This is a genomic window from Candidatus Erwinia haradaeae, assembly GCF_900699015.1.
Taxonomy (GTDB): domain Bacteria; phylum Pseudomonadota; class Gammaproteobacteria; order Enterobacterales; family Enterobacteriaceae; genus Erwinia_E; species Erwinia_E haradaeae_E.
Map to the genome: position 1 here is coordinate 39,204 of NZ_LR217737.1, position 24,876 is coordinate 64,079.

Genomic DNA, 24,876 nt, shown 5'->3' on the forward strand with positions numbered 1-24,876 from the left:
TATTTTTTCTCCATTTTGTTAATTTGCGTCAATGGCGTGTTTTATTATTCAATAATAGCGAGAATTTCACTCTCTGAAAGAATGAGAACTTCTTCATTATCAATTTTCTCTGTTTTTGCTGCGTATCCTTCATTAAAGATGACTATGTCACCTATTTTAACATCTAATGGTTTTATATTACCATTTTCTAGTACACGCCCATTACCAACTGCTAAGACTTTGCCTCGGGTGGATTTGCCTGCTGCGGACCCAGTTAATACAATCCCTCCTGCAGATTTAGATTCGATTTCTTCACGTTTTATTATTACACGATCGTGTAATGGACGAATATTCATTTTTAATTCTCCTCGAGCATTAATTTAATTAATTTAAGATTAAAATAGGTTTACAACCTTCTTGTAATCATAAATATGGTCTTTTTTTCAGTCTTTCAAGGGGTCTTCAATAATTTTTTTTGTTTAGATAAAAAGAAGATCGTATAATTTTATCTAATTACATCTTGAGGTAGTATATATTTTAATTTTGATGTAAGGGGTCACTATTAGGGTGAGTGTTGGTATTTTCGTTAAAAGTGGTAAGCATATCACTGAATTAAGTAACATGTAAGGAAAGTACTGAGTAATCATCATTATATTTTTAATTATAATGAGAAAATTTTGAGATTGTTTGTATAGCTATGGGGTGGAACGTAAATCAGAGTGTGCAATACAAACTAAATTTTGTATTATATATTTATGTTTTAATTGATGGCTGAGCCTTTTGATACAGATGGATATTAAGGATCCAATGAGATTAACAGGAAGGCTTCTAATTTTTTTCACTTAGAGATACGTAATTAAGAATAATCATTGATGATTATTGGACAGATTTTTTATATTTATATTTTCTTTTTTAATTAGATCAATAACACGTAATTGTGCTAGTGCTTTCGTTAGTTCGATAGATGCTTTTAGTAGATCTATATCATTATGATGTTTTTTTATAGTTTCTATAGCTTGTTGTTGTGCATGGAGTATATGTTCTTCATCTAAATCATGTCCTCTAATTGCAGTATCAGCTAGAATAATAACTGCATTACGATGCGCTTCTAATATACCACCGGAGAGATATATTATTTCTCTTTCACCATTTTGTTGAAATATACGCACCATTCCTGGTTTAATTGTTGTTAATATTGGCGCATGATATGGTCTAATGCCTAACTCGCCTTCGCTACCTGAAACTTGAATGCTTTGTACGGTATTAGAGAATATTTTTAGTTCTACACTTACAACATCTAGTTTAAAACTTGAGATCATAGAAAGCTCCTAGCATAAAATGGATGTGATGTTTCTGTGTATTGTTATACCTAGAACGAATTTATTTTTGTAATACTATCAAAGAGTTTTGGCTTTTTCTACAGCTTCTTCAATAACGCCTATCATATAAAAAGCCTGTTCAGGAAGATGATCATATTTACCTCCCATAATATCTTTAAATCCACGTATAGTATCTATTAAAGATACGTATTTGCCAGGAGAGCCAGTAAATATTTCTGCTACAAAGAATGGTTGGGAAAGAAAACGCTGTATCTTTCTGGCTCGCGTTACAACTAGTTTGTCTTCCTCTGATAACTCATCCATACCTAGAATAGCAATAATGTCTTTCAGTTCTTTATAACGTTGTAATAGAGATTGAAGTCCGCGCGCTGTATCATAGTGTTCTTGTCCAACAACAAAAGGATCTAGCTGACGGCTAGTAGATTCTAGAGGGTCGACTGCTGGATATATGCCTAATGCAGAAATTTGACGACTTAGTACTACAGTGGCATCTAAATGGGAGAAAGTTGTAGCTGGTGATGGGTCAGTTAGGTCGTCTGCAGGAACATAAACAGCTTGCACAGATGTAATTGATCCAGCTTTTGTTGAGGTAATTCGTTCTTGTAGCATACCCATTTCTTCTGCTAGTGTAGGCTGATATCCTACTGCAGAAGGCATGCGTCCTAATAGTGCTGATACTTCTGTTCCAGCTAGAGTGTAACGATAAATATTGTCAATAAATAATAGGACTTCTTTCCCCTCGTCGCGAAATTTCTCAGCTATAGTTAGACCGGTTAAAGCAACGCGAAGACGGTTTCCTGGGGGTTCATTCATTTGTCCATATACAAGAGCAACTTTATCAATTACTTTTGATTCAATCATTTCATGATAAAAATCATTTCCTTCTCGAGTCCTTTCACCAACACCAGTAAATACGGCAAAACCAGAGTGTTCAGCTGCAATATTACGAATGAGTTCCATCATGTTAACAGTTTTGCCTACACCTGCACCACCAAATAGTCCGACTTTACCACCTTTTGCAAAGGGACACATCAAGTCAATTACCTTGATTCCAGTTTCTAATAGCTCTTGGGAGCTAGTTTGTTCTGCATAAGCAGGCGCTGGTCGGTGAATAGACCAGCGCTCTTCTTCACCAATGCTTCCCTTCATATCGATTGGCTCACCAAGTACATTCATTATTCGACCAAGTGTAGCACTTCCTACTGGTACCTGAATTGGATGATGCAGATCTAACACTGTTAGTCCACGTTTTAGGCCATCTGATGAACCCATGGCAATAGTACGTACGACACCCCCTCCTAATTGTTGCTGTACTTCTAGGATTAGACGTGTTTGACGGGTATATACTTCAAGTGCATTATATACTTTTGGTACAGTATCTTGATGGAACTCCACGTCTACCACTGCGCCGATTACTTGAATAATTTTCCCAGTAGTCATTTTTATTCCTCTATTGTGGTCTGATTTAGTTTCACCGAATTTAGTTAAACCTTGGTGAGTGCGCTAGGAGCTAGTTTCTCAAGGAGATGAGAAGTTTATCATAGTTTGAGTGTTGTACTGTTAATCTAGTTCTACGTGTCTTGATTTTTTAGATTAAAGCTATACTGCAGCAGCTCCTCCGATAATTTCGGTGAGCTCTTGAGTAATTCCGGCTTGTCGTGCTTTATTGTATACTAGTTTTAATTCTTTGATTAGAGTTTCACCGTTATCAGTGGCTGTTTTCATTGCAAACATTCTTGCTGCTTGTTCGCTAGCTAAATTTTCTACGACAGCTTGATATACTTGAGATTCAATATAGCGTTGTAGTAATATATCTAGTAGTGTTTTTGGATCGGGTTCGTATAGATAGTCCCATGCTCTATTTTGCATTACATCGATAGTATTTTTTTCAGGAAATAAAGGTAGTAGCTGTACTATCTGTGGGGATTGAGAAATAGTGTTGACAAATTTATTGCTGACAAGATATAACTGATCTATGTGCTGTTTATTATATAGTTTTAGCATAACCTGAACAGGACCTATTAAATCAGAGAGGGTAGGTTTGTCATTAATGCCCTGTATTTGTGCTACTATCTGACTACCGACTGATCTAAAAAACAGTCCGCCTTTTAAGCCTATAATAGCTAGCTTGCTAGCTATTCCTTTATCAGATGAAACTTTTATATCTGTAGATAGTTTCTTAAAAAGATGAGAATTTAAACTCCCACATAATCCACGGTCAGTGGATATAACTAAATATCCTTTGGATTTAACATGTCGCATATTTAAGTAAGGATGTTTGTATTCTAAATTTGCTGAGGTAATATGACTAATAACTTGTCGTATAGATTCTGCATAAGGACGACTCATAGACATTCTTTCTTGTGATTTACGCATTTTTGAAGCTGCAACCATTTCCATTGCTTTAGTAATTTTTTGTGTATTTTGAACACATAGGATTTTATTACGTACTTCTTTTGCGTTAGACATAAAATTCTCCGCAAAGTTCTATTTTTTTTGTTTAAGATAAGCAAGTAGGACTTTGCTAGGATTGAGTTTTTTTAAATTGTTCTAATAGATGGCTTATTTTTTCTTTTATTGCATGATTGAAGATGCCAGATTCGTTGATATTATTTAATAATTCTCTGTACTTGCAATGAGCATATCCTAGAAGTTCTGCTTCAAATCTGCCTATATCCCGTAGGTCTACGTCATTTAAAAATCCGTATTCTGCAGCAAACAGTATTAAACTTTGTTCTGCTATGGACATTGGTAAGTGTTGTTTTTGTTTTAGTAGTTCAGTGATTTTTTGACCGTGATTTAGCTGGTTTCGAGTAACTTCATCTAAATCGGCAGCAAACTGTGAGAACGCTTCAAGTTCACGGTACTGTGCTAGCGCAGTACGAAGTCCACTGGATAATTTCTTGATAATTGGAGTTTGAGCTGTACTACCTACTCGAGAGACTGAGATACCCGGATTAATGGCTGGGCGAACACCAGAATTAAATAAGCTGGTTTCCAAGAAAATCTGACCATCGGTAATTGAGATTACGTTTGTAGGTATAAATGCAGATACATCTCCTGTCTGGGTTTCAATGATTGGCAATACTGTTAGAGAGCCAGTTCTACCTTTGACTTGACCATTAGTAGCTCGCTCTACATAATCCTCATTAACACGGGCAGCCCGTTCTAACAAGCGGGAATGTAAGTAAAAGATATCACCAGGAAAGGCTTCACGACCTGGAGGGCGGTGAAGTAGTAAAGATATTTGTCGGTAAGCAACAGCTTGCTTCGATAAATCATCATAGACTACTAGTACATCTTCGCCGCGGTCACGAAAATATTCGCCCATTGTGCATCCAGCGTATGGTGCCAGATATTGTAGAGAGGCAGGCTCAGATGCAGTAGCCACAACTATAATTGTATTAGATATGGCATTATTTTCTTCAAGTTTTCGTACTATGTTTGCAACAGTAGATGATTTTTGACCAATCGCAACATAAATACATTTTATACCAGAATCACGTTGATTAATGATTGCATCAATAGCAATTGTAGTTTTACCAGTTTGACGGTCACCAATGATTAGTTCACGCTGACCTCGTCCAATGGGGATCATTGTATCAATTGCTTTGTATCCTGTCTGAAGTGGTTGATCAACCATTTTCCTATCAATCACACCAGGCGCGGCAGTTTCTATTGGTAAAAAACCGTTATGTGAAACACTTCCTTTTCCATCAATAGGTGCCCCTAAAGTGTTAACAACACGACCTAATAAACCATATCCAACTGGTACCTCGAGAATACGTCCTGTGCATTTAACTGTCATACCCTCAGATAGATTAGTATACACGCCCATCACTACTGCGCTGACAGAATCGCGCTCTAGGTTTAGTGCAATAGCATAGCAATCATTGGGAAGGCTAATCATTTCACCCTGCATTACATCAGTTAGGCCATGTACTCGAATTATGCCATCACTTACAGAAATAATGGTACCTTGATTGTAAGTTGTACTTAAAATGTTAAATTGGTCGATTCGTTCTCTAATTAATTTACTAATTTCAGTGGCGTTTAATTGCATTTACTCTTCCCCTCTAAGACTGAAGGATCTTAGTTAGCTGTTCAATTCTATTTCGTATGCTACCATCAATGACTATATCACCTATTCGGATGATCAGGCCTGCTATTAAAGATTTGTCAATAGTGTAATTTAGCTTAATCTTACTTGATAAATATTTTTCCATTAATACTCTAATATTACTTATCTGAATATTACTTAGTTTACTAGAAGATAACACTTCAACTTCAATAATTGATTCGTATTTAGTACGGAGTTGAATAAATTGTTCTAATACAGTAGGTATAATCAATAAACGTTTATTTTCAGATAATATCCTTATAAAATTTTGACCGGGTTTATCAAGTTGATCACCACATATTTTTATAAATAATTCAGATAAATCGGTAGGTGCTAAAGGTCCTGATATTAAATCCTTAATAGATGGACAGGATACTACTAATGTAGTAAAGGTTAATGTGTTTTGCCATTGATCTAGGCGGTTTTTCATGACAGCATAATCAAATGCTGCTTGCGCATAGGGACGAGCTAGCGTCATGGAGTTGATCATTGGAGTTTTCATTATGATAGTTCATCGATGATTTTATTGATGATATCTATGTGATCTTCTTCATGCAATGAGTGTTCAATTATTTTTTTAACTCCTTCCATAATAAGCGTTGCAACTTGTTGTCGCAAATCTTCATGCATACGTTGACGTTCTGTATGAAGTGCCGCTTGAGCTTGAGTCAGGATTCCATCACGTTCTTTCATGGCGGTGTTTTTTGCTTCGTCTAGAATCTGAGTGCGGGTTTTATATGCTTCTTCTAGAATAGCCTGAGCGTTATTTTTTGCTCTCTCAATCTGGCTAATTGCGTTAACTCTTGACAGTTCCAGATCTTTTTTAGCACGATCGGCGGAAGAAATCGCGTTAGCGATTTCGTTCTGGCGTTGCTGTATAGCGGCCATTAGTGGTGGCCATACATATTTCATACAGAATCCAACGAAGATAATAAATGCGATAGTTTGGCCAAAGATAGTGGCATTAATATTCATCGAAAGACACCTTGTAGTAAATTTAACTATTTCTTTTTATGACATTAGCGTTCTGGCATGATTTATTATGGAAAGATTAGAGCACCAGACCATATAAAATGATGCTTATTATACAATAGCAAACATCATGTATAACCCTAGTCCTACTGCGATCATTGGAATAGCATCAACCAGACCCATAATTACAAAGAACTGTGTGCGGAGGAGTGGGATTAAGTCTGGTTGACGTGCAGCACCCTCCATAAATTTTCCTCCTAATACACCAATACCAATTGCAGCGCCAATAGCTGCTAAACCCATCATAATCGCAGCAGACATATATACTAGATCCATATTAAGGTTTGCCATCAAAATCTCCATTTTATATTTTAAACAATAAATATTTATGTTGAGTAACAGATTTTTATAGAGCCATATTACTTGAGTATACAAACTCAATGTTCTTCGGATGCCATTGAAAGATAGACAATGGTCAGCATCATAAACAGGAAGGCTTGAAGAGAAATGACAAGAATATGAAAGATTGCCCATGGCACACTGAGGAGCCATTGAGACCACCATGGTAATAAGCCTGCAATCAAGATAAAGATCAATTCTCCTGCATACATATTGCCAAATAGTCGTAAGCCTAGAGATATTGGTTTAGATAATAGGCTGACGCTCTCTAAAATTAGATTAATTGGAATAAAAACTGGATGATTAAAGGGTTTAAGTATTAGTTCTTTGCTAAAACCAATTATTCCTTTGATTTTAATATTATAAAATAAAATTAAAACAAATACTCCTATTGCCATAGAAAGAGTGATATTAACATCTGCAGAAGGGACAATTCGTAATGATGGCAGGTTAGAGAAGAAATACTCTTGAATTAATGGAAGCAGATCTATTGGTAATATGTCCATAAAATTCATGAGGAAAACCCAGACAAAAATCGTTAAAGCTAGTGGAGCAATTACTGAACTTTTTCCATGGTATATTTCGCGTACGTTCTTATCGACGAAATTAATTATTAATTCAATGATGGTCTGTAATTTTCCAGGTATGCCACTCGTTGCTGATTTAGCAACATAACGAAATAGAGTTAAAAAAAATACACCCAATACAACAGAGAAAAATATAGAGTCAATATTTAAGATCCAGAATGTGGTTGTATCATCATTTTCGTGCATAATTTTTAGATTATGCAGATTTATTTGAAGATGTTCTAGATGATGAGTGATATATTCCTTCGGTGATGTAGAGACTTCTTCTGCAGACATTGTTTACCTTACCCTGCCTTATTAATGGTGAGTTGATCGAAGCATTTAGACTTAATAAAGTATAAAGATATTTTTTAGGTAATTCTAATTAATATTATTATATTCATTAATAATCTTCAATTCATACTTATCTTCATTCATTCTGTCTTGATATACTGTTTATTGATTTCTAGTCATCGTTATTTGATATTATTCATCAAAAACTTAATTTAATAAATTGATATATTTTGTAATTAGGAGTTATTTACTTTCTTCTTTAGGTTAACGATTTATAATTTTTTATATATTCTTAAGGATAACAAAGTTTTTAACTAGAACAAAGCCTGTTCTAGCTCTTGAGTTAGATTTTCATTAATTAATTATAGAAGAATAACGGGAACAACATTACGTAAGACACTTATATTTTGATTAATGATAGTTGAATTCTTATTTTTACTTAGTACAAACCTACTGTAAAGATCATATGAGGAGCTTAATGGTATTTATGTTGAGATAAATCGTTAAGATGCTGATAGGCAGTAGATTTTGATGAATAAATCATTTCAGATTTCAATTACTACGTTTTTTGAATACTAATTTCATTATTAATTATTAATTATGTAATGAATTTATATTAATGTTACTTGTGTTATTTATTAAGTCAGTTCAGTTATTTTATCATCAATATTACTGAGATGTGATTGATTTCTATGTCTAATAGATTGATTTGATTTCTCGATGATTCTTCAGTATTATTTTATTAATTTTATTAATGGAATCATATTAAATCGTGATCTAAATATTAGTTTGTTACTACTCTACTCTCTAATTATTAATTATTAAAATTAGGGATCAGATTTAAGTCAGTATCATATTGGGATATTGAACTAAGGATGATTAAAAAGTGAATCTTAGTTATATCAAATTAATCAATTATAATATTTTAAATTTAATGCGAATTAGATTGACTTATTGATTATATAACAACATGAATTGAAATAAGATTATTTTTAATATTTATTATTTAATTATATAAATGTATGTTTTAGAGTTGAGGGAATCGAGATGGTTTAGGTAATGAAGAATAATTATATGTTAGTCATTTATTTAGTATTTTCGTTGATTTTATGTAACTTGTCCCTATATTAAAATAGGGCATAGTTATTTTATTGGTTAGTGTTATATCTTTTATAATCTTCATTTAAGAAGAGATAAGTAAAGAGGAGTATGCATATACTAAGATTGTTATCATTTATTCTGAATAAATAATTGGATAGGCTATCTTAATTTGTACCTCATTATTTAAATAGTTATAGATTGGGCTGTATATCGATACATTATATCTCATATTATTACTGTAATATGATCCATGATCTTTTGTTGTGATGTCGATATGTTTGTAGATCTTTACATTGTTATATTAAAATGATACATAAAATTTTAGAAACGAGAAATAGTTTTTTGAGTGACCTAAGATATGAGAAGATTCCATCAATGATTCGATACCTTTTATTCTAGTAGAAGATTTATAGTCAGTTATATAAAAACTAAATATAATTGATATTTAGAACATAAATTATTGAAAAATTAAAAAAATAAAAATAGAATTGCTAGAGTTAGATTAACTCTAATCACTGGTCTATATGATATAATAATTCTATAAATACAGGATTTATTGATTAGTTTATGGTAAATAGTACTTTATTATGTATTATAAAATTAATGTTGAATATATTAAATTTATGGGGCAAGAATCTATTGTAATAGCGAAATATAATTTATTTAGTTGATTTTTTAAAATCTGATAGTATTTGTTACTTTGATTTACAGATATTCTTTTTAAATTTTCCTGATAGTTCATATCAGTGTTTTTATCTTCTTTATTGACCTTAACATTATGATCGGTAATAACTTCGAGCATGTGGTCGAGGATCATACCGGAGTAAAAATAATGTATCCAGTTTCTTTATATCATCATCTTTTTATACTCATGGGTGTATCTGGCAGTGGTAAGTCTACTGTTGCGAATACTCTTGCTTTTCAACTGAATGCTGCTGTTCTTGACGGTGATTTTCTTCATCCTCGGTCTAATATAAAAAAAATGGCTTCAGGTTTGCCACTTAATGATGATGATCGTCGTCCATGGTTAGACGCTATTAACGATGCAGCATTTGCTATGCAATGTACTAATAAGATCTCATTGATTGTTTGTTCTGCATTGAAAAAAAGTTATCGTAATATTTTACGATCGGGCCATTCTAATCTTGTGTTTCTTTATCTTAGAGGGGATTTTAATATCATTAAGTCACGCCTTCAAGCACGAAAAGGACATTTTTTTCAACCGCAGATGCTTCGTACTCAGTTCGATATTTTAGAACCTCCTGGAGATGAAGAAAAAGATGTATGGTCTATTGATATTCATCCATCTTTGCATGACGTGATTACTATCACATTAAAAACTATTCAAGAAATTATTACAAAACATAAAATAAGCGGTGTTGAATGAATACATCTAGTTTATTATTAACTGCAGTTGGTTCGGTGTTTTTTTTATTATTTTTGGTAATGAAAGCACGTATGCACGCTTTTGTAGCATTAATATTAGTTTCGTTTTTTGCAGGGGTTTTATCTGGCATGCCATTAGAAACAATTGCAAATACTATGCAAAAAGGCATGGGAAGTACTCTTGGTTTTCTTTCTATTGTTGTAGCTTTAGGTGCAATGTTTGGAAAAATATTATATGAATGTGGTGTAGTTAATCAAATTGCGTTATATATAATAAAGTATTTTGGTGTCAAGCGTTCGCCTTATGCTATGGGTTTTGCTGGGTTAGTTTGTTCTCTTCCTTTATTTTTTGAAGTTGCAGTTGTTCTTTTAATTAATATTGCATTTGCAGTAGCACATCGTACTGGTGAAAATTTAGTGAAATTAGTAATTCCTTTGTTTTCAGGGGTAGCTGCTGCTGCTGCTTTTCTTATACCGGGCCCTGCGCCAATGCTATTAGCATCACAGATGCATGTAGATTTTAGCTGGATGCTTTTTTTAGGTTTGTGTGCAGCACTTCCAGGTATGTTAATTGCAGGTCCTGTATTTGGTCGTTATGTTAGTCAGCATGTTACGTTTATTCAATTGGATTTAGATGAGCAGCCTAAGTTAGATATTAGAAAACTTCCTTCATTTGGCTGGAGTATAACATTACTCTTGTTGCCTCTTATTTTAGTGGGAGTTAAAATTTTTGGTTCGCAGTGGAGTTCTTTTGACACTCGTTTATATGCGTGGTTTCAGTTGATTGGGCATCCATTTACAGCTATTTTACTGGCTTGTTTGGTAGCTATTTACGGGTTAGCCCCTTATCAAGGTATTAGTAAAAGAAAGATTATACAGATTTGTACTACATCCTTACAGCCTGCGGGTATGATTCTTTTAGTTATTGGGGCTGGCGGTGTATTTAAGCAGATATTAATAGATTCTGGTGTTGGTCCAGCACTTGGTAATTTACTAACTGGTATTGGATTACCAGTATCAATATCATGTTTTATATTAGCTGGTGCAGTACGTATTATTCAAGGATCTGCGACAGTGGCATGTCTTACTACAGTTGGTCTTGTTATGCCAGTGATTGAGTTATTTCATTATTCTGATGCAAAAATGGCAGCTTTAGCTATTTGCATAGCTGGTGGTTCGATTGTTTGTAGCCATGTGAATGATGCTGGTTTTTGGTTATTTGGTCGTTTTACTGGTGCTAGTGAAGGTGAAACATTAATGACATGGACTATCATGGAGACTATATTAGGATTAGTAGGGTCGATAGTTGGTACGATGGCTTTTTATTTTTTTTCATAATAATACTGGATAATTAACAATCAATATATCTTCTCTGAAATATATTCTTAGATTGTATGTTTTTTATTAAGCATTAAGTATTACTCTAAAAGTATTATTGTTAAATATTTATTTTTTATACTGTACAATTTATTAGGAAAACAATCGTATTATGATAAAACTAATTTTTTGATAAAGAATAGTACGCTGAAATCATTGAATAGTAGAGTTTGTGGGAGATAGTAATTCTTAATCATTGATTAAATGAACTAGATCTTGAAACTAAGATTAATTCAGTTAATTACAATAACTATGATTGTTCTCCATTATTAGTTCTACTATGGACTGTAAGTATTATTTTTATGGTAAATTATCCAGATTTTATCTATGTTTATGTTAATAAAAACTTTAATATATGGGAAATACTTATACTAGAGTGAATATATAAAATTATTTTTTAATAAACATTTTTATATGTGTTTTCTTAACAGATTGAAAATGTATAAATATTGTTATATTTAATGCGTAAAATGGGGTTCTTAATTCATAAGATTCAAGTATTATGCTTTAATATTTAGGATAGTTAGATAGATTAGTTTATATAATAATATTACCATGGATTAGTTTTATAAAATGATTTTTATATCGATAACAATCGTATTGTATTACATATAACTTACATATTCAGTCTATAATTGAATGATTAAATTGTCATAGGGCGTGTATCTCAAATTTATAATAATTTAATATTTTTAATATTTATTAAAGTAAAATATACTAGATATCAGTAAATTCTTATATTTACTTAGAATCTTAATTCTATGTTATCAATTTGTGCAAGAATAAAGTGATTTCTTCATTAGCTTCATGAAAATCTATGTTTTTAGTAGTCTTTATAGACTGAAAAGAATAAGTAGAATTTATATGTATCAATAAGAATATGTAACATAGGTCAAGTAGTATCTCTTTACTGGTTTTGTTCTTGACAGATTGGCAGTGAATTTAGTTGATTAGGTAAACTCTTAATATAAATAACTGTTCTTTTAACTGTATTCACGACTGCACGAGGGGTAATTGTAGCCCCAGTAAATTGATCAAAATCTCCTCCGTCTTTTTTTATTGCAAACGAATTGTCTTTGTGATTGATAATCTTTTTGCCATTAAAACTGGTAATCCAATTAGAAAGACGTAATTCAATTTTATCTCCTAGTCCTGGAGTTTCGTGGTGCTCTATAACACGAGTTCCATATATGATGCCATCAAAACTAGCTCCTATAATCATCTGAATATTGCCTGAGTAACCGTTTGGAGCAGTAGTTTCAATTGCTACAGCAACGGGTATTGAATTCATACGCGCTAAATATAGATGGTGCGATTCATTATTTCCTAAGGCTGGATTGGATACAAAATAACAGGTGTTTTGTAGATGATTATTATATAATTGAGGTGGTATAATTTGATCTAAAAGTTCTTGTTTTTTTAGCATAGATTGATGATGAATGATAGGAGAAGTGAGACCATGAATCATGGCTGTAATGCCTGTAGTGATTGCAGTAAAAATTGCTAATGTTAAGCTGTTTTTTCGTATAGCATCTAGCATAATTTTACTTCCTTTGAGAGTATCCGAAGGTATGAGGTTTGGTGTAATAATCAAGCAAAGGTACGCAAATATTTGCTAATAATACTGCAAAAGCTATCCCATCTGGATATCCTCCATAACTCCGAATAAGCCATGTGATTAGACCAATTAATATAGCGTATATTAGGCGACCATAATTAGTAGTAGAAGCAGTAACTGGATCTGTGGCAATAAAGAATGCACCTAACATTGTAGCACCAGAGAATAGATGTATCATTGGTGGAAGTAACATTTCTGGGTCATACAGGTGTCCTAATGTAGAAAAAAGAGTGAGTGATCCAATAAATCCTAGTGGGATATGCCAATAAATTGTACGTGTTATTAATAAGAAGAGACCTCCAAATAGGAAACTAATATTTATCCATCCTGACTCTAAATTGATCGATATTCTATTTTTATGAATCGATTGTGTTGCAATCTGTTTTTGTATAGGAAGGAAGTGGCGATTAGTTTTAAAGTTATCTAATGGTGTTGCTTGGCTAAAGCCATCAATTTTTGGCTGAAATTGTGGCATAGTGATTAATTGATCAAGAGAATTAGGATGAAAAATGACATCTAGGCTTTCAATAAAAGTAGGTTTGATATGGTCTAAATTATTCAAAGGTAGCCAATTGGTCATCTGTATTGGAAATGAGATAAGAAGCATTACATAGCCGATCATAGCGGGATTAAATGGATTTTGTCCCAAGCCACCATAGAGATGTTTTGCAATTATTATGGCACCAAGTGTACCAATACTTATGACCCACCATGGTGCTAGAGAAGGAATACTAGCACCAAGTAGTAAGGCAGTTAAGATCGCTGAATAGTCTTTTAGTGTCTCATATACTGGATATTTACGAAGGTAAAGAATAAATGATTCCGTTATAAGAGCAACGGAACTAGCAATCAATATTTGTATCAGAGTACCCCAACCGAAGAAGTAAATCTGTGCAATAATTCCAGGTAGTGCAGCAAGCAAGACAAGTAGCATTATACGGTTAGTTCTGTTGTCGTTATGTATATAAGGGGAGCTAACAATATGAAAACCCATGTCAGTTGGTGTCCTAAAGGATGTTTAATATCAATATTTTTACGATTTCTAAAAAAAATAAACGGTTAGTTTTCGATGTATTTATCTACACATGAATAAAAGAATATCATTCTATTTCTTATCAATTTTTATAGTTTAAGTTTGTATATTTATTTTTTTAATAAGTTAGAGGTCACGTCTTGGTTTCTGTATTTTTGATTTCTAATATTGTTATTTTTTATTTTTATCTAACAGGAATACCAGATTAGATAATCACGGTAAATTATTTAATGGGTTGTTATTTAGTGATCATGCTATAGTTTATATCGTTTTGTGTTGTATTGATTTTCCTGATTGATTTGTAGTACTTCGGTTTCTGTTTTATATAGGTAGAATTAATTAGTTTTTAACATATACTATTCTATGTAAAATCTTCTAAATTTTATCTTTTCTTTTTTTGAGTCTCGCTAGCCGAGCTTCAAAACGGATTTTAGAGAGAGAGGATTGTTGTTTTTCTAAGTTATTTAATTGAATCGCTTCTTTTTCCTGGCGAAAATATCGTACTAATGGAATGTTGCTAGGGCATACGTAATCACAGGCACCGCATTCAATGCATTCGTTAATATTATATTGGTTGGTTTTCTCGTGCTCGTTTCCTCTGCTAAACCAGTATAGTTGTTGTGGAAGCAACAACGCCGGACAGACATTAGCGCAAATTCCACAACGAATACAGTTTTGTTCTATCTTTTTTTTAACACCTTCTCTGGAAGAGGGGGTAAAAATACAATTAATTGTCTTAACTATTGGAACAGTGTCAACCGCTATGGTAAAACCCATAAGTGGTCCGCCTATAACTATGATCTGTTGATCTTCAGGAGTAAATCCAGTTTGTTTTAGAAGATGACTAATTGGTGTGCCAAGTCGTGCCCAGAGATTGCCTGGATTGGTAAGAGATTCTCCTGTAAGCGTTACTACACGTTCAGTGAGAGGCTCTCCATTAATTATAGCGCGTTTTATTGCAAAAACAGTACTAACATTTTGCACTAAAATACCAATATCAGAAGTATGACTTGTATTAGGTAGTTCTTTTCCGGTTAGAATTTTTGTTAGTTGTTTAGCGGAACCCGATGGATATTTAGTTGGTATAACACAGATCTTTATATCAGTATTATTTTTCATCGCATTTTGCAGAGAAACAATAGATTTTAATTTATTATCTTCAATGCCTATTAGAACTTGTTTTGCAATTAGAATCCATGCTAGTACACGAATACCCTCTAAGATTTCTGAGGCGTGTTCTTGCATTAATCGGTCATCAGAAGTAATATATGGTTCACATTCTGCAGCGTTAATAATTAACGTATGAATGTTTTTGATATTATGTCGTATTTTTTTGTCTGTTGGAAAGCCAGCGCCTCCAAGTCCAGCTATGCCTGCTTGATATAGGAATTGTATTATTTCTTCTCGTTTAAAGTTTTGATATTGATTAAGTGGATATATTCTGCACCAGCGGTCTTGCCCATCTGGTTCAATAAATACACATATTTCTGATCGAGGAGACGGGAAGGCTGTCAAATGTGTTTGTATTTTAATAATAGTTCCAGATGTTGGAGAATGTATTGGTAAAGCTTGAGTATCGCCGATTGTTAAGGGTTGGCCTCGTAATACAATATCTCCAGGTTGAATATTAATTTCACCTTCGGGACCACGATGTTGTCTCAGTGGTAAAATAAATTGTTTTGGCAATGGGACTTGCCGAAGAGGTATGTTATTAGATTGATCTTTCATTTCTAATGGATGAATTCCACCTGGAAAATCCCATATTTTATTTTTTTTAACTTTTTTAAATATATTCCACATTGCTTTTACCGAAGAAACTTTGTTGAGACAAGAGATATTTTATTGCCAATAATGAGGTTTAGTAGTAAGTGGGCGCATCTCAATACAATGAGTCGGACAATGAGAGATGCATATCTTACAGCCAGTACAGATATCACTAAAGACTGTATGTATTACTCGCTTTGACCCAATAATAGCGTCTACTGGACAGACCTGCATACATTTAGTACAACCAATACAGTTGTTCTCATTAATCCATGCAATACTATGTTGATATTGTTTTGTGATGCTATCTTCTATAGGTTCTGGTTCAATATTCAGTATTTCTGCTATTTGTAGCATGGTTTCAGTACCGCCTGGTACGCATTTATTTATATGTTCATTATGAACACTAATAGCATTCGCATAAGGGAGACAGCCAGGATAACCACATTGTCCACATTGACTTTGTGGGAGCAAGGTGTCAATATCATTGATAATAGGATCTTTTTCTACTAGACAACGCTTGGATGCGTATCCAAGTAGACCGCCACATATTAGACTTAATGTGCTGAGCACTCCTATGGCTATACATATAATATGAATCATGATTTTACTAGACCACTGAATCCCATAAATGCCATTGACATTAAACCAGCAGTGATAAGTGTAATAGATGAACCCTTAAATGGTTCTGGAATATCTGAACATATTATATGCTCTCTTATACTAGAAAATAAGACTATGATCAGCAAGAAACTAATAGATGCACTGAATCCATAGATAGTTGATTCCATAAAACCATGATGGAAATTCATACTTAATAGTGGAACGCCTAGCACAGAGCAGTTAGTTGTAATTAGTGGAAGAAAAATACCAAGAACTCGGTAGAGGGTAGGGCTGGTTTTGTGAACAAGCATCTCGGTAAATTGTACAACACTAGCAATAATTAGAATGTATGTTATTGTACGCAAATAGTGTAGATTTAGTGGTATTAAAATTATATGATTAACTAGCCAAGAAAGAATTGAAGAAATTGTAATGACAAATGTAGTAGCTAGTCCCATTCCAATCGCAGATTCTAATTTTTTAGAAACTCCCATAAATGGGCAGAGTCCAAGAAATTTTACTAATACAAAATTATTCATTAACACTGTGCTAATAAAAAGAAGCAAGTATTTGGTCATGTGACACCTCGATATAGCAGGAACGTGTGCTATTTCTAGATACAAGTTGTGTTCTCTATAACTGAATAATTTTATATTCTTACAATGAGAATTGTAATGGTTGTTAATGTTAAATGTGATTAATAATTAAGGCTTCTGTATTATATCAGATATAACAAGATATATTATTAGTTCTGTGATAGAAAGATGGAGTTTGATTCTATCAAAGATAAGATAAAGTTTTGTGTTATATTGTCTTTTGCCTTACTGATTGTATTGGGTACTTGAATGATAGATCTATATTAGTTATACATCATTAATAGTGCCCTATATCATTCGATGATGCTTTGTTATTTTCAATGAATGTCATAAATAAATACGGGATTACAGCATTGTTATAATGGGTTTAAGTTAGTTTATCTTCTTTCATTGTTTAGTAGCTTACTATCTCAGAAAAACAAATAGGCAATATTTCTAATGCTTAAAGTAAATAAATAAAATTTTAAATTCAAGTGGTTATTTGATTATTAATCTATAGATCATAATATCTAGATATTACTTTATATGATACCTAGTTAATATTCTAATGTGAATTAATAAAATTAAATAGCTGGTATTGATAGTAAGTGTTCTATTTCTGAGAGATAAGAGAAAAGCAATACTTCTATTTTAGAATCTAATTTTTATTGTAGATAAAGCTAAAATCTAACTATTTATGTTGTGAGATCTTTTATCTCTTTGTAGCATGGATTATAAGTGACGTATAGGTTTTAGTGATGAAGCTTGTAATGATTTTATTTTATATCATATATATGAAGGTGAATATATGCAACAAGTGTTATGCCTGAATATAAATTATATTGATGTTGGATTAAAATAAATAGATTTTTATTTTTTATCTACTCTTTTAAAATTTCTATTTTTATTGAATTTAAAGGTCTTATGATTTTTTTTTGTTTCTTTACTTATCTTGGAAACATAAAGATCAGTATGAAAATGAAATAATAGCGATCATAAAGGAAAACTCGTTTTATAGAATTGAGTTGTATTTCGATTATCTTTTTCTATTATATAAGTAGATGGAATACTTTCAATCTTATATGTTATATATCTTATTAGCAGATAGATCTCGAAGGTAATTAATACATTAAATTGTCTTGAAAAGAGAGTATATTAACAGATTTATTCTTATCCAAGAATAAGATATTTCATTACTAATGGAGATAAAACTAATTAGAGATGAAGTATATTAAGATCGCTCTATTATCATAGTTTATTTTATTCTAGGTTCTTTCATGGATCCTTTCTGTAATTGTACGTGGATAGATTTACTGATCTGAAGATTTTAATGTATATTTAAATATTTTATTTGTATATAAACCAGAATTATATTAGAAAGTTTGTTTGTATTATGTTGTATTAAGTGTCTGTTCTTAATTTTTCTATAGTGTGGATGATATAATATATAAAAGATTATAGATATGAATAAATTATCGTTAATTTACGTGCGGCATTTTATTTTTATAATGTAACCATATGTATTAATTACTATAAATGAATTAGTTGTTAATGTTAAACTATATTATTTTATTGTATCTAAATATAGAGGCATGTCTATTGTAAATTGATTGTTATTAAAGAAATTTCAGGCTTAATAGAATGAAACTAGGAGGGAAACATGGAGCAAGTTTTTTTCAATGAAGCGGCTCAAGATCTTAAGACTATCCATGATTTACTTCGTTGGTCAGTCACTTGTTTTTCAGCTGCTAATCTTTGGTATGGTCATGGAACAGATAATGCTTGGGATGAGGCAGTGCAACTGGTGTTTCCTGCACTTTATTTACCGATAGATAGTCAGCGAGATATGTGTAGTGGACGGCTTACTTATAGCGAACGAAAGCGTGTGATTAAGCTGATTCAGCGTCGAATTAATGAACGTATTCCTGTTTCTTATCTTACTAATAAGTCTTGGTTTTGTGGTCAAGAGTTTTATGTTGATAAGCGTGTTGTCATACCGCGATCTCCTATTGGAGAGTTGATTAGTCAGGAGTTTGCTGGTCTTATTTCTGATAAACCTCAAAAGATTCTTGATATGTGTACGGGTAGTGGTTGTATAGCTATTTCTTGCTCTTTAGTTTTTCCTGAATCTAAGATTGATGCTGTAGATATTTCAGAGGATGCGTTAGCTATTACTAAAAAAAATATTTGCAGGCATGGAGTAAAGAAGAATGTTACGCCAATATTATCGGATTTGTTTTCTAATATGCCTCATAAACATTATGATTTAATTATCGCGAATCCACCGTATGTTAATGTAAAAGATCTTAAATCGTTACCGCATGAATATCTACATGAACCTAGATTAGGTCTAATTACTGGAGATAATAGTTTGACATTAGTACTTCGTATATTAGGAAGTCTGAAAGATTACTTAGCATTTCATGGAATTTTTATTTGTGAAGTAGGAAATAGTATGTCGGATTTAATTACACAGTTTCCAGATATACCGTTTACATGGATAGAGTTTGATCAGGGTGGGGATGGCGTATTCATGATGACTAAAGAACAGATTATTGATATGATTAATTTATATCCAATATTTAACGTTTAATAATTCTTTATAATATGAATTATTAAAATGTTTATATATTATCTTCATTAATTATAAATTTCAAGTTGTTGATTACAACTATAACTCTATTTTAGATACACTTATTTTTTTATTTCTTTTAACATGAAGATTAGAATATAATATTCTGAATAAAGGTGAAAAAGATTGTTTCTTAATAAAGACATTGGTATGAAGAATAGTCTCCAAGACATAATAATAATAGGATAAAATTAAAGAGGTTATGCTGTCACTAAGTATATCTTATTATGAAAACCATTATTATACATTATAATGGTTACTACATATCAATAGTCTCTCATCACTCAAGATTAGTAAAGTATTTTAGTTATTTATATTTTTAGTTACTAAATAATTAGTAATTATTAAATAATATTAAATTTAATACAATTAAAGAATCATATATATCAATATTTGATAACAATTTATATTATAAAGTTTTTATAAATAAACTAAGCTAAATATATATTTAAATAGGAATAAATAATATTTTTAATACATCAAATATGTTTTATAGATTTATAATATTAGATTACGTTATTGTTATTGATCAATAAATATTAGTGTTGTATTTTATATGGGAATGATATGTAATCTGCATTATTGTTATTTTTATATGATCTTCATAGTTAATAGTATCAACTAACAGTATTAACTAGTCAAGATAGGTTAGAGATAGGTCTATTATGTTAGATAAGAAGTGGTAAAAATATGAAGCTGCTTTATATAAGCAATACTGAATAAAGAAGGGGTATTGACTTCTTATAGTTACTAAATTGGCTCGATAGGATTTAGTTTGAAATGTAAGAGAGACTAGAGTTCTTGTGAACGGGAGGATAAAATCTCAATCATATCATATGTTGCATGCAAGAGGAGAAATTCAGTATATACTATCATAATAAGTCTCCAATATTAGAAGATATATGTTCTATAGTACACGATATTTATATATTGGTATCTAAATTTTCTTAAGTGATATTGATCTATATATTAAATAGAGAAACTTAATACCTTAAAAGTAGTAAATTTAATTAATAATTTTTATATTATATTTATTTGTATAATATTAATATTTTATTATTTACAATTTTATAGATAAGGCTATAAGTTTACTTATTAGGTGATACTATAACATGAGTAACATCATTATTTGTATAATAAATTCAAAATAAGGATGGACACTATAAATATCATAAACTTTAAAATAGACAAAGTTATTTCTATTAATTTTAGTGATTAATTCTGAAAACAAACTGTGATTTATAAAATATTATGTTAGTTCTATAATTATTATTATAATTTATTTATGTAATAAGATTCTAAAAGAAATTTAATAATTAATAAATTTAACTTTTCTAAAACTCTTTAGTGTATAAATTATCATTTATCATTCAATAATTATTATTAATTTCTGTAATAAGAGTATAAGTAATTGTAGATATTTATTATAGAAGGATGATTTATTAACTCTCAAGATCTGAATAGTTAGAAAATTTTTTTAATTTATTATTTTGAATGAAAAGGCTATATTTTATGGTTTTTTTTCCAGTAATTATAGCAAAAAACTAGTATACCTGGTATGTATAGTAATATCGACCAAAGAAGATTGGTGAGTCCTGATGCATATAATAACCAAATTTCATAAAAACTTGCACTAGTTGCTATTATAGCAATTCCTAATTTCTTTAATCTTAGAGCTATTTTAAAAAGATACATTGTTACAAGTAAATAAGGTAATAATATCATTTCTGATGCAATAGTAAGGAGAATATTGTAGTCACAATTAGTGAGGTAAATGAGAATCAACCCAATTTGTACAAAGCTATTAGTAAGATAAAGAGAGACAGTTGGCGCTCCATAAGAGTTCCGAAGACTTAGACTTGGCATAAGAAAACTTTTGTTAATTGCAGCAATAAGAGGAACTTCTGCTGCCATAATAGTCCAGCTTAGATATGCTCCACATACTGAAAGAATTAGGCCGACTACTATAATAATAGTGCCCCAGATACCCATCAAGTGATTCATTAATCCAGCCATAGATGGATTATGCATAACCGATAGCTCTGTGCGTGATATAACACCTAAAGATTCAAGTGTCACCATCATATAAATACCTAATGCGGCTAGAACTGCTAGTAATGTAGCGGAGCCAATATCATTTTGATTTCGTGCTCTCTGTGACATCACTACTGCACCTTCAATTCCAATAAATACCCACAGAGTGATCAGCATAGCATCTTTTACTTGCTGCCAAATTGGTTTTTCTAATGCATGACCGATAAAATCTAATTGAAAGCAAGAATACTTAAAATTGATGCTAGCTAGTAAAATAAATAACCCTAGAGGTAGAAGTTTTCCAATTGTGGCTATAAGATTAACATTTGCTGCAGTTTTTACCCCTTGTATAATTAATGCGTGAATTAGCCATAATAATACAGAGGATGCAAAGAGAGAATAGAAGGTATTACCATCTCCAAAGATAACATAGTCTGTAGAATCACTAAACATGCTTATAGAAGAAAAAATAATAACTAGATAAGCTACATTCGCAATAATAGCAGATAGCCAATATCCCCAGGCGGAGCAAAAACCAACTAAATTCCCAAAACCTACTTGAGCGTAAATAAAAATTCCACCATCTAGGTGAGGCTCTAATTTTCTTAGAAGGATTAATGTTAATGCTAAAAGAATAATTCCTATTCCAGTGATAGTCCAGGCTATTAGAAGTGCAGCTGGACTGGCGACGGCTGCCATATTTTGTGGTAAATTAAAAATACCGGCGCCTAGCATTGAACTTAAAACCAGTGCAGTAAGAGCACTCAATCCTAATTTTTTATCCAAAAATACCTCAGATATAAAGTACTAGTTAATGTGAAAATTTTAATATAATTAATGGATGATACTAATAGTTTAGCATTAATTTTACTTTAAGATTAATTTATCATTAAAGTAGTATGTTGATTTGGAGCAATTTTCTTTTTTGAACAGAGAAACAGTGATAGAATAATAGATATTGAAATCTTTAGATGTAATTGTGATTTTATAGTTTAAACAATTAAATTGTTTTGTTAGTCTACTCACTAAAATTCAGTTTAGTTTATATGGTATGGTCATAATGTATATAAATTTCCTTAATTTCTTTCTTCAATTATATTTTCTATAACTTGTTAATTATCTTGTTTTTTTTATTAAAGAGTCAATATTATTCTTTATAGAAAATACTAATGTGACAGGTTTTCTTAAAAGTTTGAAAAATTTTTTAATTTGGTTCTATCTTTATTTGATTGTGGAATGACAAATTATCATGCTTGCAGCATACTGGGTACCTTTAACCATTAGAACGGACAATCGATATAATATTAATTTGTAAATTAACAGTAAAAGAATATTATGACTAATCAAATCATCTTCATTATCTCCTACTTTATTATTTATAAGTAGATTTTTATAGAAGAGAAGTTAGATTTCATGAGATAGTATTATTAATTACAGTTGATTTTATATATTGATTTTTTCTATTAATTTTCTCTTTTTTATTACTATAGATAGATCGCTTATAGTAAAATGTATGTTATTCATAGTATTGATAATTTTTAAATATAGTATTAGTGTGTATGTGCTTGAAGCTCCTTCGTATAGGACAAAAGATCTTCTAGGGTTGTTTTTTTATCTTGATTAAATTTATATAGCTCTAATAGAGAATATATATTTTCTATGTATTGATTAAAATATTTTTGATTAAGTATGGTGCGACGATGTTTAAGCCACATTTGTTTTTCTATAGCATCCAGAGTGGATGGAAAATTACGTGCACGAAAACGAAACAATAGTTTTGAAAGTCGTCTATCATGAAATGATAGATTTAGGGTAGATAGTTTTGTGGGGTGAGTTTTGCGTATAATTTGGATAGATAATTGATCAATAGGGTTAAAAAAACCTTGATAAAGTTGTGCATCAACATCATCTAGTGGTTGAAATGGTGGTTGTTCTGAGTAGAGCTCAATGATTTTTTTACGTATTTGAGGGTATTTCTGTAATTTTTTAAAGTTGTTTACACAATGTTCGGTATTAATGTTAAGACGTGTAGAGTCTACTGGTCGTAACGTGTTGGCTGGTGTAATTATCGGGCATCTATTAAGATGGATAAGTTTCAGTGGGATTGGAACGATTTCAAGATAGTTTTTATCATGTCCATATAGTTGTGCACGCAATTCATGATAGTTCATTTTAAATAAGGGAGCAATATTGCTGTCTAGATCGCAGGTTATCAATGTATTTTTGTTCTTGGGATGCCAGTCTAGTGGAGAAATTAAGCTAGTATACTTACGTTTTCTACCGAATGTGTTTGAAACATGTACTATAATTTTCATTTCTCGTAGATTAATTAATTTGTTAAGTTGATTTTTATTTCGGTGGTGATATAGAAAATGGTAAAGGTTTGGTTGTTTTTTTTTGATGAGTTTAGCTAGCTCGATTGTAGCATAGACATCATCTTTAGCATCATGAATATGATTATGTGCAATTCCATTTTCTTGAGTAAGCGCTGCTAGTCGGAAGCTAGGAAATCCATCTAAATCTATAGGCCATTTTATTCCTTTTGGTCGTAAAGCATAGCATGTTCTTATTACATTTAGTAAATCCCATCTGCTGTTTTTGTTTTTCCAACTCCAAGAGTAAGGATCATAAAAATTACGATAGAAGAGATTTCGGCTAATCTCGTCATCAAAACGCAAGTTATTATAACCTATTATGCAAGTATTCGGAACGTTAAAGATTTTATAAATCTGTTTGCTAAATTCTGATTCATTAATACCTCTATCGTACGCAATTTGCGGTGTGATTCCTGTAATAAGTACAGCTTCTGGTTGTGGTAGGTAATCTAGTGAAGGCTGACAGTATATAATTTTTGGTTCTTCAATGGGGTTGAAATTTATATCAGTACGAATAGCAGCAAACTGTGCTGGTCGATCCAGTGATGGATTTTTTCCAAAAGTCTCATAGTCATAAAATAGTAGTGTTGGTTCTATTGGTGTTGTTTTCATATCATAAAAGTTATGGTTAAGAATAGATTGATCTATAATTAGATGTAATTATCACTTTGTTAAAGTTATACAGAATAGATAACAATTATCACTTGA

The 24,876-nt window shown here is 31.5% G+C and carries 19 protein-coding genes; 3 read left to right on the top strand and 16 right to left on the bottom strand.

Translation table 11 applies throughout. The features are described from left to right. Positions 1 to 44 precede the first annotated feature (44 nt). The 9 genes from ERCIPICE3303_RS00110 to atpB all read right to left on the bottom strand — a co-directional run bounded on the left by ERCIPICE3303_RS00110 (position 45) and on the right by atpB (position 7,673). Positions 45 to 335, bottom strand: coding sequence for a co-chaperone GroES (locus ERCIPICE3303_RS00110; RefSeq protein ID WP_157990745.1), 291 nt, complete (start codon positions 333 to 335; stop codon positions 45 to 47). 510 nt (positions 336 to 845) lie between these two features. Further along, on the bottom strand, positions 846 to 1,298 hold the full coding sequence (locus tag ERCIPICE3303_RS00115; RefSeq protein WP_157990746.1) for a F0F1 ATP synthase subunit epsilon: 453 nt from the start codon (positions 1,296 to 1,298) through the stop codon (positions 846 to 848). 78 nt (positions 1,299 to 1,376) lie between these two features. After that, positions 1,377 to 2,759, bottom strand: coding sequence for a F0F1 ATP synthase subunit beta (gene atpD / locus ERCIPICE3303_RS00120; protein ID WP_157990747.1), 1,383 nt, complete (start codon positions 2,757 to 2,759; stop codon positions 1,377 to 1,379). 159 nt (positions 2,760 to 2,918) lie between these two features. Next, positions 2,919 to 3,788, bottom strand: coding sequence for a F0F1 ATP synthase subunit gamma (gene atpG, locus ERCIPICE3303_RS00125; RefSeq protein ID WP_157990748.1), 870 nt, complete (start codon positions 3,786 to 3,788; stop codon positions 2,919 to 2,921). Between the two features lie 55 nt (positions 3,789 to 3,843). Beyond that, entirely contained in the window at positions 3,844 to 5,382 is a 1,539-nt protein-coding gene (gene atpA / locus ERCIPICE3303_RS00130; RefSeq protein WP_157990749.1) for a F0F1 ATP synthase subunit alpha, read from the bottom strand. A 13-nt stretch (positions 5,383 to 5,395) separates the two neighbouring features. Beyond that, positions 5,396 to 5,929 (bottom strand): F0F1 ATP synthase subunit delta, encoded by a 534-nt coding sequence (gene atpH / locus ERCIPICE3303_RS00135; RefSeq protein WP_157991263.1) that lies wholly within the window; start codon positions 5,927 to 5,929, stop codon positions 5,396 to 5,398. Between the two features lie 11 nt (positions 5,930 to 5,940). Next, complete coding sequence (gene atpF, locus ERCIPICE3303_RS00140; protein ID WP_157990750.1) at positions 5,941 to 6,414, bottom strand: F0F1 ATP synthase subunit B; 474 nt, start codon at positions 6,412 to 6,414, stop codon at positions 5,941 to 5,943. 108 nt (positions 6,415 to 6,522) lie between these two features. After that, entirely contained in the window at positions 6,523 to 6,762 is a 240-nt protein-coding gene (gene atpE / locus ERCIPICE3303_RS00145) for a F0F1 ATP synthase subunit C (protein ID WP_157990751.1), read from the bottom strand. An 86-nt stretch (positions 6,763 to 6,848) separates the two neighbouring features. After that, the gene (atpB, locus tag ERCIPICE3303_RS00150; RefSeq protein ID WP_157990752.1) at positions 6,849 to 7,673 is read right to left on the bottom strand and encodes a F0F1 ATP synthase subunit A; all 825 of its coding nucleotides are present in this window, start codon (positions 7,671 to 7,673) and stop codon (positions 6,849 to 6,851) included. A gap of 1,930 nt (positions 7,674 to 9,603) precedes the next feature. On the opposite strand from atpB, the gene gntK reads away from it, so the two are divergent. Further along, on the top strand, positions 9,604 to 10,158 hold the full coding sequence (gene gntK, locus ERCIPICE3303_RS00155; protein ID WP_157991264.1) for a gluconokinase: 555 nt from the start codon (positions 9,604 to 9,606) through the stop codon (positions 10,156 to 10,158). Next, positions 10,155 to 11,495: a gluconate transporter gene (gene gntU / locus ERCIPICE3303_RS00160; protein ID WP_157990753.1), complete on the top strand. Its 1,341-nt coding sequence runs from the start codon at positions 10,155 to 10,157 to the stop codon at positions 11,493 to 11,495. Before gntK ends, gntU begins: the two co-directional genes overlap by 4 nt. 946 nt (positions 11,496 to 12,441) lie before the next feature. On the opposite strand, the gene rsxG is transcribed toward gntU, so the two are convergent. From rsxG to rsxA, 5 genes are all read right to left on the bottom strand, one after another. Continuing rightward, positions 12,442 to 13,074, bottom strand: coding sequence for an electron transport complex subunit RsxG (gene rsxG / locus ERCIPICE3303_RS00165; protein ID WP_157990754.1), 633 nt, complete (start codon positions 13,072 to 13,074; stop codon positions 12,442 to 12,444). 4 nt (positions 13,075 to 13,078) lie between these two features. After that, positions 13,079 to 14,146, bottom strand: coding sequence for an electron transport complex subunit RsxD (gene rsxD, locus ERCIPICE3303_RS00170; RefSeq protein WP_157990755.1), 1,068 nt, complete (start codon positions 14,144 to 14,146; stop codon positions 13,079 to 13,081). 414 nt (positions 14,147 to 14,560) lie between these two features. Further along, positions 14,561 to 15,985, bottom strand: a complete 1,425-nt coding sequence (gene rsxC, locus ERCIPICE3303_RS00175; RefSeq protein ID WP_157990756.1) for an electron transport complex subunit RsxC — start codon at positions 15,983 to 15,985, stop codon at positions 14,561 to 14,563. A 39-nt stretch (positions 15,986 to 16,024) separates the two neighbouring features. Next, positions 16,025 to 16,549 (bottom strand): electron transport complex subunit RsxB, encoded by a 525-nt coding sequence (rsxB, locus tag ERCIPICE3303_RS00180; protein ID WP_157991265.1) that lies wholly within the window; start codon positions 16,547 to 16,549, stop codon positions 16,025 to 16,027. Beyond that, complete coding sequence (rsxA, locus tag ERCIPICE3303_RS00185; protein ID WP_157990757.1) at positions 16,549 to 17,130, bottom strand: electron transport complex subunit RsxA; 582 nt, start codon at positions 17,128 to 17,130, stop codon at positions 16,549 to 16,551. Before rsxA ends, rsxB begins: the two co-directional genes overlap by 1 nt. Before the next feature lie 1,657 nt (positions 17,131 to 18,787). Between rsxA and prmB the strand changes: the two genes are divergently transcribed. Continuing rightward, positions 18,788 to 19,720: a 50S ribosomal protein L3 N(5)-glutamine methyltransferase gene (gene prmB / locus ERCIPICE3303_RS00190; protein WP_157990758.1), complete on the top strand. Its 933-nt coding sequence runs from the start codon at positions 18,788 to 18,790 to the stop codon at positions 19,718 to 19,720. 1,542 nt (positions 19,721 to 21,262) lie between these two features. Here the strand turns inward: prmB and ERCIPICE3303_RS00195 are convergent. Next, complete coding sequence (locus ERCIPICE3303_RS00195) at positions 21,263 to 22,579, bottom strand: basic amino acid/polyamine antiporter (RefSeq protein ID WP_157990759.1); 1,317 nt, start codon at positions 22,577 to 22,579, stop codon at positions 21,263 to 21,265. Positions 22,580 to 23,343: 764 nt separating this feature from the next. Further along, on the bottom strand, positions 23,344 to 24,780 hold the full coding sequence (gene sbcB, locus ERCIPICE3303_RS00200) for an exodeoxyribonuclease I (protein ID WP_157990760.1): 1,437 nt from the start codon (positions 24,778 to 24,780) through the stop codon (positions 23,344 to 23,346). Positions 24,781 to 24,876 lie beyond the last annotated feature (96 nt).

Excerpts from the sequence above, each read along its gene's own strand:
- ERCIPICE3303_RS00110 (WP_157990745.1), bottom strand. The coding sequence starts at position 335 with ATGAATATTCGTCCATTACACGATCGTGTAATAATAAAACGTGAAGAA.
- ERCIPICE3303_RS00115 (WP_157990746.1), bottom strand. The coding sequence starts at position 1,298 with ATGATCTCAAGTTTTAAACTAGATGTTGTAAGTGTAGAACTAAAAATA.
- atpD (WP_157990747.1), bottom strand. The coding sequence starts at position 2,759 with ATGACTACTGGGAAAATTATTCAAGTAATCGGCGCAGTGGTAGACGTG.
- atpG (WP_157990748.1), bottom strand. The coding sequence starts at position 3,788 with ATGTCTAACGCAAAAGAAGTACGTAATAAAATCCTATGTGTTCAAAAT.
- atpA (WP_157990749.1), bottom strand. The coding sequence starts at position 5,382 with ATGCAATTAAACGCCACTGAAATTAGTAAATTAATTAGAGAACGAATC.
- atpH (WP_157991263.1), bottom strand. The coding sequence starts at position 5,929 with ATGATCAACTCCATGACGCTAGCTCGTCCCTATGCGCAAGCAGCATTT.
- atpF (WP_157990750.1), bottom strand. The coding sequence starts at position 6,414 with ATGAATATTAATGCCACTATCTTTGGCCAAACTATCGCATTTATTATC.
- atpE (WP_157990751.1), bottom strand. The coding sequence starts at position 6,762 with ATGGCAAACCTTAATATGGATCTAGTATATATGTCTGCTGCGATTATG.
- atpB (WP_157990752.1), bottom strand. The coding sequence starts at position 7,673 with ATGTCTGCAGAAGAAGTCTCTACATCACCGAAGGAATATATCACTCAT.
- gntK (WP_157991264.1), top strand. The coding sequence starts at position 9,604 with ATGTATCCAGTTTCTTTATATCATCATCTTTTTATACTCATGGGTGTA.
- gntU (WP_157990753.1), top strand. The coding sequence starts at position 10,155 with ATGAATACATCTAGTTTATTATTAACTGCAGTTGGTTCGGTGTTTTTT.
- rsxG (WP_157990754.1), bottom strand. The coding sequence starts at position 13,074 with ATGCTAGATGCTATACGAAAAAACAGCTTAACATTAGCAATTTTTACT.
- rsxD (WP_157990755.1), bottom strand. The coding sequence starts at position 14,146 with ATGGGTTTTCATATTGTTAGCTCCCCTTATATACATAACGACAACAGA.
- rsxC (WP_157990756.1), bottom strand. The coding sequence starts at position 15,985 with ATGTGGAATATATTTAAAAAAGTTAAAAAAAATAAAATATGGGATTTT.
- rsxA (WP_157990757.1), bottom strand. The coding sequence starts at position 17,130 with ATGACCAAATACTTGCTTCTTTTTATTAGCACAGTGTTAATGAATAAT.
- prmB (WP_157990758.1), top strand. The coding sequence starts at position 18,788 with ATGGAGCAAGTTTTTTTCAATGAAGCGGCTCAAGATCTTAAGACTATC.
- sbcB (WP_157990760.1), bottom strand. The coding sequence starts at position 24,780 with ATGAAAACAACACCAATAGAACCAACACTACTATTTTATGACTATGAG.